At 71.0% G+C, this 13,454-nt stretch carries 13 protein-coding genes and 1 tRNA gene; 4 read left to right on the top strand and 10 right to left on the bottom strand.

Annotated features, from left to right (window positions below):
• Nucleotides 1–101: 101 nt before the first annotated feature.
• On the top strand, nucleotides 102–554 hold the full coding sequence (locus F5972_RS28345) for a MarR family winged helix-turn-helix transcriptional regulator (RefSeq protein WP_150937641.1): 453 nt from the start codon (nucleotides 102–104) through the stop codon (nucleotides 552–554).
• A gap of 503 nt (nucleotides 555–1,057) precedes the next feature.
• Here the strand turns inward: F5972_RS28345 and F5972_RS28335 are convergent.
• The 3 genes from F5972_RS28335 to F5972_RS28325 all read right to left on the bottom strand — a co-directional run bounded on the left by F5972_RS28335 (nucleotide 1,058) and on the right by F5972_RS28325 (nucleotide 3,755).
• Nucleotides 1,058–1,130, bottom strand: a tRNA-Leu gene (locus tag F5972_RS28335).
• 302 nt (nucleotides 1,131–1,432) lie between these two features.
• Nucleotides 1,433–2,791 (bottom strand): NAD(P)/FAD-dependent oxidoreductase, encoded by a 1,359-nt coding sequence (locus tag F5972_RS28330; protein ID WP_150937639.1) that lies wholly within the window; start codon nucleotides 2,789–2,791, stop codon nucleotides 1,433–1,435.
• Between the two features lie 163 nt (nucleotides 2,792–2,954).
• On the bottom strand, nucleotides 2,955–3,755 hold the full coding sequence (locus F5972_RS28325; RefSeq protein WP_150937637.1) for a uracil-DNA glycosylase: 801 nt from the start codon (nucleotides 3,753–3,755) through the stop codon (nucleotides 2,955–2,957).
• Between the two features lie 242 nt (nucleotides 3,756–3,997).
• Between F5972_RS28325 and F5972_RS28320 the strand changes: the two genes are divergently transcribed.
• Nucleotides 3,998–5,203, top strand: a complete 1,206-nt coding sequence (locus F5972_RS28320) for a cytochrome P450 family protein (protein ID WP_225311975.1) — start codon at nucleotides 3,998–4,000, stop codon at nucleotides 5,201–5,203.
• Between the two features lie 4 nt (nucleotides 5,204–5,207).
• Here F5972_RS28320 and F5972_RS28315 read toward each other — a convergent pair whose 3' ends face one another.
• The 3 genes from F5972_RS28315 to F5972_RS28305 form a co-directional block, all read right to left on the bottom strand.
• On the bottom strand, nucleotides 5,208–6,290 hold the full coding sequence (locus tag F5972_RS28315) for an HAAS signaling domain-containing protein (RefSeq protein WP_150937634.1): 1,083 nt from the start codon (nucleotides 6,288–6,290) through the stop codon (nucleotides 5,208–5,210).
• Complete coding sequence (locus F5972_RS28310) at nucleotides 6,287–6,616, bottom strand: PadR family transcriptional regulator (RefSeq protein WP_150937632.1); 330 nt, start codon at nucleotides 6,614–6,616, stop codon at nucleotides 6,287–6,289. Before F5972_RS28310 ends, F5972_RS28315 begins: the two co-directional genes overlap by 4 nt.
• Before the next feature lie 207 nt (nucleotides 6,617–6,823).
• Complete coding sequence (locus F5972_RS28305) at nucleotides 6,824–7,603, bottom strand: GbsR/MarR family transcriptional regulator (protein ID WP_150937631.1); 780 nt, start codon at nucleotides 7,601–7,603, stop codon at nucleotides 6,824–6,826.
• A gap of 254 nt (nucleotides 7,604–7,857) precedes the next feature.
• Here F5972_RS28305 and F5972_RS28300 point away from each other — a divergent pair, with 254 nt between their 5' ends.
• Nucleotides 7,858–8,520 (top strand): DUF4097 family beta strand repeat-containing protein, encoded by a 663-nt coding sequence (locus F5972_RS28300; RefSeq protein ID WP_150937628.1) that lies wholly within the window; start codon nucleotides 7,858–7,860, stop codon nucleotides 8,518–8,520.
• Between the two features lie 205 nt (nucleotides 8,521–8,725).
• Nucleotides 8,726–9,955 carry a serine hydrolase domain-containing protein gene (locus F5972_RS28295; RefSeq protein ID WP_150937626.1) on the top strand — a complete coding sequence of 410 codons (1,230 nt, stop codon included), beginning with the start codon at nucleotides 8,726–8,728 and terminating at the stop codon, nucleotides 9,953–9,955.
• 101 nt (nucleotides 9,956–10,056) lie between these two features.
• On the opposite strand, the gene F5972_RS28290 is transcribed toward F5972_RS28295, so the two are convergent.
• From F5972_RS28290 to eno, 4 genes are all read right to left on the bottom strand, one after another.
• Nucleotides 10,057–10,992: a Ppx/GppA phosphatase family protein gene (locus F5972_RS28290; RefSeq protein ID WP_150937625.1), complete on the bottom strand. Its 936-nt coding sequence runs from the start codon at nucleotides 10,990–10,992 to the stop codon at nucleotides 10,057–10,059.
• 76 nt (nucleotides 10,993–11,068) lie between these two features.
• Complete coding sequence (locus F5972_RS28285) at nucleotides 11,069–11,584, bottom strand: DUF501 domain-containing protein (RefSeq protein ID WP_225311974.1); 516 nt, start codon at nucleotides 11,582–11,584, stop codon at nucleotides 11,069–11,071.
• A gap of 19 nt (nucleotides 11,585–11,603) precedes the next feature.
• Complete coding sequence (locus F5972_RS28280) at nucleotides 11,604–12,011, bottom strand: FtsB family cell division protein (RefSeq protein WP_225311973.1); 408 nt, start codon at nucleotides 12,009–12,011, stop codon at nucleotides 11,604–11,606.
• 161 nt (nucleotides 12,012–12,172) lie between these two features.
• Nucleotides 12,173–13,453: a phosphopyruvate hydratase gene (eno, locus tag F5972_RS28275; protein WP_150937620.1), complete on the bottom strand. Its 1,281-nt coding sequence runs from the start codon at nucleotides 13,451–13,453 to the stop codon at nucleotides 12,173–12,175.
• Nucleotide 13,454 lies beyond the last annotated feature (1 nt).

Here is a 13,454-nt window from a genome sequence, read left to right as displayed (position 1 = left end):
TGCGACCACTCGCCCAGCACATTGCCGTCAAATAGTTTGGCGTCAATGCATCGATGTCTATGTAACCTGCCGTAGGATGGTGCGTCAAGTAGGAGGTGGCGATGTCCAGCGCGAGGGAACGCGTGACCGCGGCGCGGGTGGCCGACGAGTTCAGTCGTGCGGCGAAGATCCTCGTGCGTCACTTCAACGAACGTCTGGGTGAGCACGGCGTGTCAACACCGAGGTCCCGCCTGGTGGTCGAGGTGGCGCGGTCACAGCCGGTTCGTGTCACCGAGCTCGCTCTCGCAGTCGGCATCACTCAAGGGACCGCTTCGTCCCTCGTCGAGGCGCTCGTCCGCGACGGACTGCTCGAACGCCAGGCCAGCGCGGACGACCGCCGGTCCGTATTCCTCCGGGTGACCCCGCAAGGAGCCGCGCTGGCTCAGGACTGGACGACCAGCTACGAACTGGCGGCGGAAGAGCTGTTCAGTCCACTCACCGCGGAACAGCTGTCCACACTGGTCGAGATTCTGAAGGTTCTCAGTGCCGACGAGACGTCAGCCGTCGGCGAGTGACGTGCTGAGCGCGCCTCGCCGAGCCTGGCAAGTCGGGCGCGGTGTTCCCGCTCACCGGCGCCGACGAGGAGTGAGCGCCGTGGTCCCATGTCTCACAACAGAGCACGTGTCACCGGGTGTGGCGTAAGGCCCGGAAGGCGGCGCTGACCGAAGAGGAGTTCGCCTTCCCACTGGCGAAGCGGCCTTACGACCTTCGTCATGCGACGGTCTCGACGTGGCTCAACGCCGGAGTGCCCGCTCCACAGGTCTCGGAGTGGGCGGGACACAGCGTCGCCGTCCTGCTTCATGTCTACGCGAAGTGCATTGCAGGCCGGGAAGAACAGGCTCGTCGGCGCATTGCCGATGCGCTGGGCGAGAAATAAATCGCGGGCACGCCACGGGCACACTACGGGCACGGCTTCTCGTGGACGCTCGTATTCGGCCGTACTCAGCCGGATGCTCACGATCGGCCCTGTGGGCACGCTCCCGCAGGTCACGGGCTGATTGGGCGAGGCGGCACTCGGTGCCCCCGGTGGGACTCGAACCCACACCACAGCCCTTTTAAGGGGCTTGCCTCTGCCATTGGGCTACGGGGGCGCCGCGATCATATGTCACGGATCACTCCTCTGTAAGCAAGTTACGTCTTACGCGGCTTGTCCCCCTTTCCACGGCCCGTGAACGGCGCCTGTGGGCGCCGGCCGGTCAAGGAACGGGAGACCCTCCGGGAGCGCCCGGACCGCGATCCGGCGGCGATCCGACATCGGGTCACGCTTCTATGACATCACCGGTCAGGGCCGTGGAGAGCGCGAAACGGCCCGGCGGCGAGCGCCGGGCCGTCCAGGCCGGGGTCCGTTCAGGCCGGGGGTCGGGCTCCGCCGTGGCGGCGCCCGGCCGGAGGCTCAGCGCTTGAGCCCGCTCTTGGCGGCGGCCCGGAACTCGTCGCGCGGGTGCTCGATCTCGCCCAGGGAGATCGTCTCCCGCTTGAAGAACAGCGACAGCGTCCAGTCCATGACCACCCGCACCTTGCGGTTGACGGTGGGCACCCGCGACAGGTGGTAGGTGCGGTGCATGAACCAGGCGGGGAGGCCGCGCAGCTTGATGCCGTAGACGTTGGCGACGCCCCGGTGGAGGCCCAGGCCCGCGACCGACCCGACGTACTTGTGCCGGTAGTCCTTCAGCTCCTCCCCGCGCAGGTACGCGGTGATGTTGTCGCCCAGGACCCGGGCCTGCCGTACGGCGTGCTGGGCGTTGGGGGCGCAGAACTGGCCGGGGTTGGTCACGTCGGGCACGCCCGCGATGTCGCCGGCGGCGAAGGCGCCCTTGACGCCCGCGACGGTCAGGCGGGTGGTGGTCTTGATCCGGCCGCGCTCGTCGAGCGGCAGGTCGGTGGAGTTGACGATCGGGCTGGGCTTGACGCCGGCGGTCCAGACGATCGTGGCCGACTCGAACTCGTCGCCGTCGGAGGTCTTGACCAGGCCGCCCTCGCAGGACTGCAGGAACGTCTCCATCTTGAGCTCGATGCCGCGCTCGCGGAGCTGCTCGGCGGTCCACTCGCCCATCTCGGGGCCGACCTCGGGGAGGATGCGGTTGGACGCCTCGATGAGGACCCAGCGCAGGTCCTTCTTGTCGATGCCCGGGTAGTACTTGATCGCGTCCTCGGTCATGTCCTCCAGCTCGGCGAGCGCCTCGATGCCCGCGAAGCCGCCGCCGACCACGACGAAGGTGAGCGCACGGCGGCGCACGTCCTCGTCCTCGGCCGACTCGGCGCGGTCGAGGAGGGCGAGGACCCGGTTGCGCAGCGCGATGGCCTCGCCGACGCTCTTGAAGCCGATGGCCGCGTCCTCCAGGCCGGGGATCGGCAGCGTCCGCGAGATCGACCCGGCGGCCATGACGATGACGTCGTACTCGATCTCCCTCGACTGTCCGGCCGGGGGCTCGAAGGTGACCGTACGGGCCTCGTGGTGCACCTTGGAGACCCTGCCGTTGAGGATGCGGACCTTCGGCAGCACCCGGCGCAGCGGCGCCACGACGTGGCGCGGCGAGATGTTGCCGGCCGCCGCCTCGGGCAGGAACGGCTGGTAGGTCATGTACGACTGCGGGTCGATGAGCGTGATCCGCACGCTGCCGTCACGGAGCTCACGACGGAGCGTGCGCTGGAGACGAAGAGCCGAGTAGAGGCCCACGTATCCACCGCCGACGATGACGATGTGCTGCGGCTTGCGGTCTGCCACGATGCCCTCCAAGGCTTGTGAAACCATTCACAAGCTTACGTCACGAGTTGGCCACGAGGCCATCGAGCAAGGGCCGAAGGTCGAGTGATTTTCCCCACTTGGTCATCCGTCGGCGATGTTCCGGCAAAAAATTCCGGCGATATTCCGGGAGTGATCGGGTTCACATTCGTGAATCCGTTCACAAGCATGGTCAGGCGGTGGCCCCGAGGGCGGCGGCGCGGGCGAAGACGGCGTCGAGCATCTCCGCCGTCACCCGTCCGGTGAAGGTGTTCTGCTGGCTGGGGTGGTAGCAGCCGATGAGGGTGACGGGCGTCGCGCCGTGGACGAGCGGCACCTCGACGGCGTGCCCGAACGCGGGCCTGCGGGACGGCAGGGTGAAGCCCGCCGCGCGCAGCGCGGGCCAGACCGCCTGCCAGGCGAAGCCGCCGAGGGCCACGATCACCCGGGTCGTTCCGGCGACCAGCGCCAGTTCCGCGGCGAGCCAGGGGAAGCAGGCGTCGCGCTCCTCTGGGGTCGGCTTGTTGGCGGGCGGCGCGCAGCGCACGGCCGCCATCATCCGGGCTCCGATCAGCCGCTGGCCGTCGCCCGCGTGGACGCTGGTCTCCTTCGCGGCGAGCCCGGTGCGGTACAGCGAGGCGAACAGCCAGTCGCCGCTGCGGTCGCCGGTGAAGATCCGCCCGGTACGGTTGCCGCCGTGGGCGGCGGGGGCCAGGCCCACGATCAGCGTGTGCGGCGCGTCGTCGCCCCAGCCCGCGATCGGCCGGCCCCAGTAGGTCTCGTCCGCGAACGCCCGCCGCTTCATGTCGGCGACCTCCTCCCGCCATTCGACGAGACGGGGACAGGCCCGGCACACCGACTGCCTGGCCGTCAGGTCCGCGAGCGTACGGCTCTCGGCCGCGAGCTTGGCGACCTCGTGGGCGTCACGGGCGACGGGGGTGCCGGGGCCGGCGGGGTCACCCGGCCAGCCGGAACCGGGAGGAACGAAGCTCATGTCACCGATCGTGCCAGGTTGACGGGGGATGCGTCGGCCGGAAGACGGCTCTCACGATGCCCGCGAACGCCGGTCACGGCGCCCGGGGACCGGCCCGCCCGGCCCGCGTGAGCGCGAGGGAGCGCGGGGTGGACGCGGGTGGGCGAGTGAACGAGCGGGCGCGTGCCGTGAGTGCCGTGAGGGCAAACACCGGAAAAGATTCGATCTTTTCCGTCGCGCCGGAGGTGGGTACGTACCGGCCCGTGTCCACCGACCCATGCCCCCCGCTGTTCGGCCCCGCCTTCGACGCCGATCCCTATCCCGCCTTCGACTGGCTGCGGCGCAACGCGCCGGTCAGCCGCGTGCCGCTGCCCGGCTGCGACGCGTGGCTGGTCACGCGGTACGAGGACGCCGTCGCCACGCTGACCCACCCGTCGCTCGCCAAGGACCCGGCCGCGGGTTCGCCGGAGTGGCGGGCCGCCGGTCTCGGCCTGCCCCTCGATCACCGGCCGTCGCTCGCGCGCCACATGATCAACGCGGACGGGGCAGACCACGCGCGGCTGCGCCGTGTCGTGAGCGCCGCCTTCACGCCCCGGCGGATCGCGGGGCTGCGGGCCCGGGCACTGGAGATCACCGACGACCTCCTCGACCGTCTCGACGGCCCGGAGGCGGACCTGGTCGCCGGTCTCGCCTATCCCCTGCCGATCGCGATCATCTGCGACCTGCTCGGCGTGCCCGAGGAGGACCGGGCCGTCTTCCACCGGCACGCCTCGGTGATCGACTCCGCCGCGGCGTCCGAGGTGGAGGAGATCGCCCGGGCCACCGACGCCCTGGAGGCGTTCCTCGACGACCTGGTCGAGCTCAAGCGGTCGAGGCCGGGGAGCGACCTGCTCACCGACCTCGTACGGCGGTCCAACCAGGGCGAGATCGACAAGGACGAGCTGACCTCGACGGCGTTCCTGCTGCTCGTCGCGGGTCACGAGACGACGGTGGCGCTGATCGGCAACGGCCTCCTCGCGCTGCTGCGGCATCCCGCCCAGGCGCGGGCCCTGCGTGACGATCCCGCCCTGCTGCCCGACTACATCGACGAGATCCTGCGCTACGACGGTCCCGTACGGAACGCCACCTGGCGCTTCCCGACCGAGCCGGTCGTGATCGGCGGCCAGGAGATGCTGCCCGGAGAGCCGATCCTCGTCTCGCTGCCGGCGGCCAACCGGGACCCCGCCGCCTTCGCCGACCCGGACACGTTCGCGCCGGGCCGGATCGGCGAGCCGCACCTCGCCTTCGGCCGGGGGGCCCACTACTGCATCGGCGCCGCCCTGGCCAAGGTCGAGGGAGAGGCCGCGATCGGCAGGGTGCTGGAGCGCTTCCCCGATCTGGCCCTCGCCGTCGACCCGGCCGAGCTGCGCTGGTGGCCGAGCATGATCATGCGCGGCCTGTTCTCCCTGCCGGTCCGGCTGCGCGCCTGACCGGTCAGTCGCCCTGGCGGTCCGGCGCCGGCTTCGTCCGGGACGGGGCCGGCGACGGGGTGGACGCGGCGGGTGCGGCAGGCGCGGGTGTCGGGGCCGCCTCCCCGCCGTCTTCCGGGGTCGCCGTGACCGTGGGGCCCGGCGCGGCGGTGGCGGAGCCGGAGTCGGAGTCGGGGCCAGAGGCGCAGTCGCGCTCCCGGGCGGCCCTGTCGCCGAACGGCGTCGACGGCTTCAGCGACAGGGGGTAGGCGTTGCGGAGCGGCGGCTCCCCCTCACAGGGGATGACGAGCGTTTGCCCGTAGTCCTCCGGCCGCAGGGTGAGCGGACTGCCGTCCTGGTCGTAGAGGCGCACGTCGTGCAGCGGGGTGCCGTCCGCGGCGTACGGGAGAATGTTGTAGACCGGACCGCCGCCCAGGGTGGCGACCCGCTCGACCATCACCCTTCCCCCCGGCCCCATGGCGGCCGGGGCTGGGCCGTAGTCGAAGGACACCTCCTGGGGCGACGTGCTCGGCACCATGGCCATGGCGGAGATCACGAGGACCACCGCCAGCGCGTTGACCCCGGCGAGCAGCGTCCGTCCCCAGCCCCGCGACCCCCTGCGGGCGTGCCGGCCCAGCCAGACGGACAACCAGACGACGGTGAGGGTGAACACCCAGGCCACCAGGTCGCCGGGGACCAGCCCGGGCGTGGTCATGGGCGCGAGCACGGCCAGCGCGATCGCATAGCCGCGCAGCACCCACCAGGCCGGGCGCAGTTCGGGGAGGAAGGCGGCAGCCTGGCGGTAGGGCGGCAGTCCCTGCATACGGGTGTGGACGCGCCGGGCGGCCCCGGCCGTCCGGGAGCGCAGCCGGCCCCGCCGGGAGGTCGCGGCGCCCGCCGGCCGGCCGCCGTAGGCGGCGCGCAACTCCGCGGCGTACGCCTCCGGGGCGCCGAGGCGGTCCTCCAGGGACAGTCCCGGCTCGGCCGCGACCTCCGAGATGTGGTCGTGGAGGTCCTCCAGCAGGGTCTCCCGGTCCTCCGGGGGAAGATCGGCCAGTGCCTCGCGCACGGCGTCGGCGTACGCCTTGGGCGTCAGGGGGGAGTTCATGCCGGGGCGACCTCCTTCAGCAGGTCGTTCATGGTGGCGGCGAACGACGTCCAGGTCGTCGCCGAGTTTCGGAGGAGCGAGCGGCCGACGTCGTTCAGGCCGTAGTACTTGCGGTGCGGCCCCTCGTCGGAGGCGACCACGTAGGAGTTGAGCGCTCCGGCCTTGAAGAGCCGTCGCAGGGTCCCGTACACAGAGGCGTCGCCGACGTCCTCCAGCCCCGCCTCACGCAGGCGGCGTACGACGTCGTAGCCGTAGCTGTCACGTTCGGCGAGCACCGCGAGGACGGCCAGGTCGAGGACCCCCTTGAGAAGCTGGCTACTGTCCACGCACCGCAGAGTACTACGCAATGCACAGTAGCTACAAGATCTTCGGGTTCTTCACGCGGCGCTCGCGCTATCCGGTACTTTCCACTGCCGCAGCCGTCGGCGCGTAGTTGACGGGCCGTTCAGGTGTGCATGACCGCGCTGTTGCAGCCGGCCACAGGTGCAGGCGATCCACAAGGGCAGGTGAAAGACAACACGACCGGCTTCGGCTCATGCTGTGGCGGTCGGGACGGCTGTCCGTCCGTGATCCGAACTCGGCTTGGTGCCGTCCGAGGTTGTTTTGGTTGTGGTGTAGAGGACCTCGCGGACCTGCTCCGCGGCGCGGAGCAGGCTTACGGTGATGAAGTCGTGGAAGCGGGCGACGTTTTCGAGGCGGGTGGCGGCCGGGGTGCCGGGGCCGAGGACGGCGACGCCCTGCCGTGCGGCCTCGACCAGCTGGTCGTTGGACCGAGCGCTGCGGACAACCGACTGGTACCAGAGGTCGTCGTCGACGACGTAGCGCTCGCGGCGGCGTTCGTCGCGTTCCCGGCGAATGAGGTCCAGATCCCCGAGGAACGTGATCGCTTTGGAGATGGACGCCGGGCTGACCTGGAGGCGCTGGGCGAGTTCGGAGGCGGTGAGGCTGCCGGTGTCGGTGGTGTAGAGGCAGCCCAGCACCCGGGCCATCATCTTGGGCAGGCCCGAGGCCATGAAAACGCCGGTGAGGGTCTCCTGGTAGTCGCGCACAGCCTCGGCGTCGCGTCCGTAGGGCTGCGGGGAAGCCTGCACCCCCCGGGGCGCGGCCTGCCTGCGTCGCTGGGTGCGCTGCTGGGTGGCGCGATGGGCCAACTCGGCGCGGTAGCCGGTGGGGCCGCCGTTCCGCGACACCTCACGGGTAATCGTGGAGGTCGGACGGCCGAGACGGCGGGCGATCTCGGCGTAGGCCAGGCCGTCGGCCAGCCCCACCGCGATCTGCTGGCGCTCCTGCTGGGTGAGCCTGCCTCCCGGCATCCCAACCCCCTTCGTGCCCCACGGGCGCCCATGGCGCCGCCCGGTGTTCCCCTGACGCCTCCACCATAGCGTTCAGCTTCATTGAATTGCAATGGTCGAGCGACGAGTGTTGCGTTAATCCCGAAGACCGTTGCAACAGTTTTCTGCCATTCACCTGGACAAACAGGAGTTCTGTGCAACGCTGATGTTGCACACATTTAGAAAGCAACGTAGCGTTTCCGGTGTCGGAAACAACGCGGCACAAGGAGCACACGATGCAGAAGTTCGAGACCCCCACCCCGATCTCCACCCTCCTTCACATCTCCGCCGGACGCGTCCAGGTCATCGCCGCAGACCGGGCGGACACCACCGTCGAGGTCCTGCCCGCCAACCCCTCCAAGGGCCGCGACGTGAAGGCGGCCGAGCAGACCACGGTCGAATACGCCGACGGCGTCCTGCGGATCGCGACCCCGGTGAAGAACCAGCACCTCGGCCCGACTGGAGCCATCGAGGTGACGGTCAAACTGCCCGCAGGCTCCCGCGTCGAGGCCAAGGCGGCCAGCGCCGAACTCCGGACCGTCGGCCGCCTCGGCGACATCGCCTTCGAAGGCGCGTACCGCCAGATCAAGCTCGACGAGACCGCAGGCCTCCGCCTCACCGCGACCGACGGCGACGTCGAGGTCGGCCGCCTGAGCGGCCCCGCGGAGATCAGCACCGCAACAGGCGACATCACCATCGCCGAGGCCACGGGCGGCAAGGTCGTGCTCCGCACGCAGTCCGGCGACATCTCGGTCAACGCCGCCGCCGACGTCTCGGCCTCCCTGGACGCGGGCACCACCCACGGCCGTGTCATCAACACCCTCAAGAACGACGGCACCGTGGAACTCGACATCCACGCCACCACCTCCAACGGCGACATCACCGCCCGCAGCCTCTGACCCACAGCCGACCCGCAGTGCCCGGGGCCGAACGCCACTTTCATCGACTGTCCGGGCTACGCGGCCACCCCACGGGCGTCATGCCCGGCCGGCTACCTCCCAGCCGAGCTCACCCCCCGACCCTCGTGCGTCGTTCCTGGAAGCCCATGAACGACGCGCCGGTGTGGGCCTCACAAATTCGAGCACCGTATGCAAGGAGATCATCATGGGAACCGGCGACAGCGGCTTCTCCGCGACCGGGCTGCGCAGACTGCGCGAGGTGCTGGCCCGGCATGTCGAGTCTGGGAAGATCCCCGGGCTCGTCGCCCTGGTCAGCCGGGGTGATGAGACACACGTCGAGGCGATCGGGACGATGCGTCATGACGGTGGCGCGCCGATGCGCCGGGACACGATCTTCCGGATGGCCTCGACGTCCAAGCCGGTCACGATCACGGCGGCGATGGTCCTGCTCGACGAGTGCCGGTTGCGGCTGGACGACCCCGTGGACCCATGGCTGCCGGAACTGGCCGACCGGCGGGTGCTGAGGCGGTTCGACGGTCCGCTGGACGACACCGTACCGGCGCGGCGGCCGATCACCGTCCGGGACGTGCTGACCTCCACGTTCGGACTCGGCATGGACATGACGTCGCTGGGCACTCCGATCATGAACGCGGTCTTCGAGCGGGGACTCACGCCCAACCTGCCCGTGCCGATGCCCGAGCCGGACGAGTGGATGCGCCGCCTGGGCGAGCTTCCGCTGATGCACCAGCCCGGAGAGCGCTGGCAGTACCAGATCAGCAGCGACCTGGTCGGTGTGCTCGTCTCCCGGGTCACCGGCCGGTCGTTCGAGGAGTTCCTGCGCGAGCGCGTCTTCGAGCCGCTGGGCATGACCGACACCGGCTTCCACGTGCCCGCCGACCAGATCCACCGGCTGCCGCCCCTGTACGCCCCCGACCCGCAGACCGGCGAGTTCCTCGTCTGGGACGAGGCCGAAGGCGGACGCCACGGCAAACCTCCGGCGTTCCAGGGCGGCGGCGGCGGATTGGTCTCCACCGCCGACGACTACCACGCCTACTTCCGGATGCTGCTGAAGGGCGGGATGCACGGGAACGAGCGGATCCTGTCGCGGCCTGCGGTCGAGCTGATGACCACCAACCGCCTCACGCCCGAGCAGCAGGCCGCCCGGGACGCCATGGCCAGGAACAACGTCCACGTGTCGCACGGCCAGGGGCAGCACGGTGGCTGGGGCTTCGGGATGGCGGTGCGCACCTACCGCGGCGACTACGCGCCCATCGGCCAGTTCGGCTGGGACGGCGGAAGCGGCACCGCGACCTACGCCGACCCGGCCAACCAGCTCACCGGCATCCTGCTCACCCAGGTCGGGGCGTCCACCCCGGATTCGACCCGGCTCATCCACGACTTCTGGACCACGCTCTACCAGGCGATCGACGACTGACGCAGAGCCGATGCCCCCTGCACCCGCTCCCGCCGAACGTCGTCCTGGAGCGGGACGCGGCGCCGGGCGTGCGGAAGGCCGAGCCCGCGGCGGACGGGCGGTCAGGCGGTGAGGGACCAGGCGATCCCGTCGAGGATGTCGTGCTCGCTGACGACGACCTCGGCGAAGTCGTAGCGGCGGACGATCCGATCGAGGATCAGCGCGCCCGCGCCGATCACGTCCACCCGGCCCGGGTGCATGACCGGTATGGCCGCCCGCTCGTCGTGGGTCATGCGCAGCAGTCGCGCGGACACCTCGTGGACCCGCTCGGCGGGGATCCGCGAGTGGTGGATGCGCGTGGGGTCGTAGGCGGGCAGGTCCAGCGCGATCCCGGCGACCGTGGTGACCGAACCGGCGAGGCCGACCAGCGTCCGAGCCGTACGGACGGGAACGTGCTCCTCCACCCGGTCCATGGCCGCCTCGATGTCGGCGACGGCGGCCGTCACGTCACCGTCCGCCGGAGGATCGGCCCGCAGGTGCCGCTCGGTGAGTCGCACGCACCCGATGTCCACCGACAGCGCGCCCTCGACGCTCCGGGAGCCGACGACGAACTCGGTGCTGCCCCCGCCGATGTCGACCACCAGATACGGCGTCTCGGCCGCGGCCCCGGCGCGGGCGAGGCCCCGGGTCGCGCCGGTGAAGGACAGCCTGGCCTCCTCGTCGCCGGAGACCACCTCGGGCTCGACGCCGAAGATCTCCCGCACGCCGGTCACGAAGTCGGCCCGGTTGGCGGCGTCCCGGGTCGCCGAGGTGGCGACCACCCGGACCGGCACCTCCTCGCCCGCGGCGTGCTCCCTGATCAGCTTGGCGTACCCGCGCATGGCGGTGAACGTGCGCTCCAGTGCCTCGGGCGCGAGCCGTCCCGTCCTGTCGACGTCCTGGCCGAGCCTGACGATCTCCATCCGGCGCTCGACGTCCGTGAGGTCGTCGCCGGAGACGTCCGCGATGAGGAGCCGGACCGAATTGGTCCCGCAGTCGATCGCCGCCACCCGCCTCATGCCCTGGCCCTCCCGTCGGTTCGCGTTACCTTGCCCGTCCGCGCCCATGCCGCGAGAGGCACGTCCCCGCGGGTGGTCACTCGGGATCCGTTTCCACGCAGGGCCCGTCGGTCCACCACCGCGGCAGCGCGTCCAGGGCCTCCCGGCCGAACGGGTTGACGCCCGGCGCGGCCAGTTCGTGCGCGACCAGCGCGTGGAGGCACTTGACCCGGCCGGGCATCCCGCCCGCGCTCTGCATGTCGCGGGGCAGCGGCTCCATGCCCTCCTCGCCGGCCGCCCGGTCCCGGCGGTCGAGGTAGTCCTCGTGGGCCGCGCGGTAGGCCTCGGCCAGCTCGGGGTCCTCGGCGAGCCGGGCCTGCATCCGCTTCATCAGCCCGGACGACTCCAGCGTGCCGATGGCCGAGGCCGCCTTGGGGCAGGTCAGGTAGAACAAGGTCGGGAACGGCGTGCCGTCGGGCAGTCGCGGCGCGGTCTCCAGCACGTCGGGCAGCCCGCAGGGGCACCGGTGGGCGACGGCCCGCACCCCGCGCGGGGGACGCCCCAGTTGCGCCCGCGCCGCCGCCAGGTCCGCTTCGTCCACCCGGTCCGCCACGTCGATTCTCCTCGCCGATCTACTTCTGGGCCGCCGGTGCGGCGGGCCGTCCCTTGTCCGCCGCCTCGAAGGACCGCCAGAGCGTGACGTACCACGCGGGCCGCTCCGGGGGCTTGCTCCCGGCCTTGGCGGCGGTGGAGCCGGCCGCCTCGTCGAGCACCTGGTAGCAGTCGGCCCCTGGCTCGCAGTAGAAGAGCCGCTCCTTGGCCAGGCGCTTGATGTACTCCGGGTCCTCCAGGCGGCGGCGCCGCTCCTCCAGCCTCTGGAGCTTGCTCAGCGCGTTCGCCTGTTGTGCCTCCAGCTGGGCGATCTGCCGTCGCTGGGCGACGTACTCCCGGGCAGGGTAGGCCAGGCTCATCGCGATGGCGCACACGACGACCGCGAGGATCGCCGCGCGCCCGGTGAGCTGCGGCCGCGTCGCCACCACCGAAACCACCCCTCCCGGTCAGCGCTCGCACAGGGCTCACACAGGGCTCACACAGGGCCCGGTCAGGCCGGGGGCGGCGCGGCGGGGTGCCGCGCCGCCTGCCCGTACGGTGCCCGGCCGGGCCGCCCGCGTTCGCCGCAGGCTACCCTGTCGCGCCGCCGTTATCCCTTGAAGCGCGGGAAGGCGGAGCGACCGGCGTACCGCGCCGCGTCGTCGAGCAGCTCCTCGATGCGCAGGAGCTGGTTGTACTTGGCCACGCGGTCGGAGCGGGCCGGGGCGCCGGTCTTGATCTGGCCGCAGTTGGTGGCCACGGCGAGGTCGGCGATCGTGGTGTCCTCGGTCTCGCCGGAGCGGTGGCTCATCATGCAGCGGTAGCCGCTGCGGTGGGCGAGGTCGACCGCGTCGAGGGTCTCCGACAGCGTGCCGATCTGGTTCACCTTCACCAGCAGGGCGTTGGCCGCGCCCTCGCCGATGCCGCGGCCGAGCCGCTCGGGGTTGGTCACGAACAGGTCGTCGCCCACGAGCTGGACCTTCGCGCCGAGGGACGTGGTGATGGCCTTCCAGCCCTCCCAGTCCTCCTCGTTCAGCGGGTCCTCGATGGAGACCAGCGGGTAGGAGCGGACCAGGTCCTCGTAGAAGGAGATCAGCTCGGCGGACGACACGCCCTTGCCGTCGATCGTGTAGACGCCGTCCTTGTGGAACTCGCTCGCCGCGACGTCGAGCGCGAGCGCGATGTCCTGGCCCGGGGTGTAGCCGGCCTTCTCGATCGCCACCAGGATCAGGTCGAGCGCGTCGCGGTTCGACGGCAGGTTCGGCGCGAAGCCGCCCTCGTCGCCGAGGCCGGTGGCGTAGCCCTTCTCCTTCAGCACGCCCTTGAGCGTGTGGTAGGTCTCGGCGCCCATGCGCAGGGCGTCGGAGAACGTCTCGGCCCCGATCGGGGCGATCATGAACTCCTGGATGTCCACGTTGGTGTCGGCGTGCGCGCCGCCGTTCAGGATGTTCATCATCGGCACGGGCAGGATGTGCGCGTTCGGGCCGCCGACGTAGCGGAACAGGGGCAGGTCGGCGCTGTCGGCGGCGGCCTTCGCGACGGCCAGCGAGATGCCGAGGAGCGCGTTGGCCCCGAGGCGGGCCTTGTTGGGCGTGCCGTCGAGGTCGATCATCGTCTGGTCGATCAGACGCTGCTCCTCGGCGTCGAAGCCGATGATCTCGTCGGCGATCTCGTCGGTGATGCCGAGGACGGCCTTCTCGACACCCTTGCCGAGGTAGCGGCTCTTGTCCCCGTCACGCAGCTCGACGGCCTCGAACTGGCCGGTGGAGGCGCCGCTCGGAACGGCGGCGCGGCCGGTGCTGTAGTCGTCCAGCAGTACCTCGACCTCGACCGTGGGGTTCCCACGGGAATCGAGGATCTCGCGGGCGGTAACGGCCTCGATGGCAGCCACG

The organism is Microbispora cellulosiformans (genome assembly GCF_008728085.1).
Classification (GTDB): domain Bacteria; phylum Actinomycetota; class Actinomycetes; order Streptosporangiales; family Streptosporangiaceae; genus Microbispora; species Microbispora amethystogenes.
The sequence above is the reverse complement of the archived record's forward strand: the minus strand, read 5'-3'. Positions and strand labels throughout refer to the sequence as shown.

What these genes read in the sequence shown, in the direction of transcription:
- F5972_RS28345 (WP_150937641.1), top strand. Translation starts at nt 102, where the DNA reads ATGTCCAGCGCGAGGGAACGCGTGACCGCGGCGCGGGTGGCCGACGAG.
- F5972_RS28330 (WP_150937639.1), bottom strand. Translation starts at nt 2,791, where the DNA reads ATGGTTTCACAAGCCTTGGAGGGCATCGTGGCAGACCGCAAGCCGCAG.
- F5972_RS28325 (WP_150937637.1), bottom strand. Translation starts at nt 3,755, where the DNA reads ATGAGCTTCGTTCCTCCCGGTTCCGGCTGGCCGGGTGACCCCGCCGGC.
- F5972_RS28315 (WP_150937634.1), bottom strand. Translation starts at nt 6,290, where the DNA reads ATGAACTCCCCCCTGACGCCCAAGGCGTACGCCGACGCCGTGCGCGAG.
- F5972_RS28305 (WP_150937631.1), bottom strand. Translation starts at nt 7,603, where the DNA reads ATGCCGGGAGGCAGGCTCACCCAGCAGGAGCGCCAGCAGATCGCGGTG.
- F5972_RS28300 (WP_150937628.1), top strand. Translation starts at nt 7,858, where the DNA reads ATGCAGAAGTTCGAGACCCCCACCCCGATCTCCACCCTCCTTCACATC.
- F5972_RS28295 (WP_150937626.1), top strand. Translation starts at nt 8,726, where the DNA reads ATGGGAACCGGCGACAGCGGCTTCTCCGCGACCGGGCTGCGCAGACTG.
- F5972_RS28290 (WP_150937625.1), bottom strand. Translation starts at nt 10,992, where the DNA reads ATGAGGCGGGTGGCGGCGATCGACTGCGGGACCAATTCGGTCCGGCTC.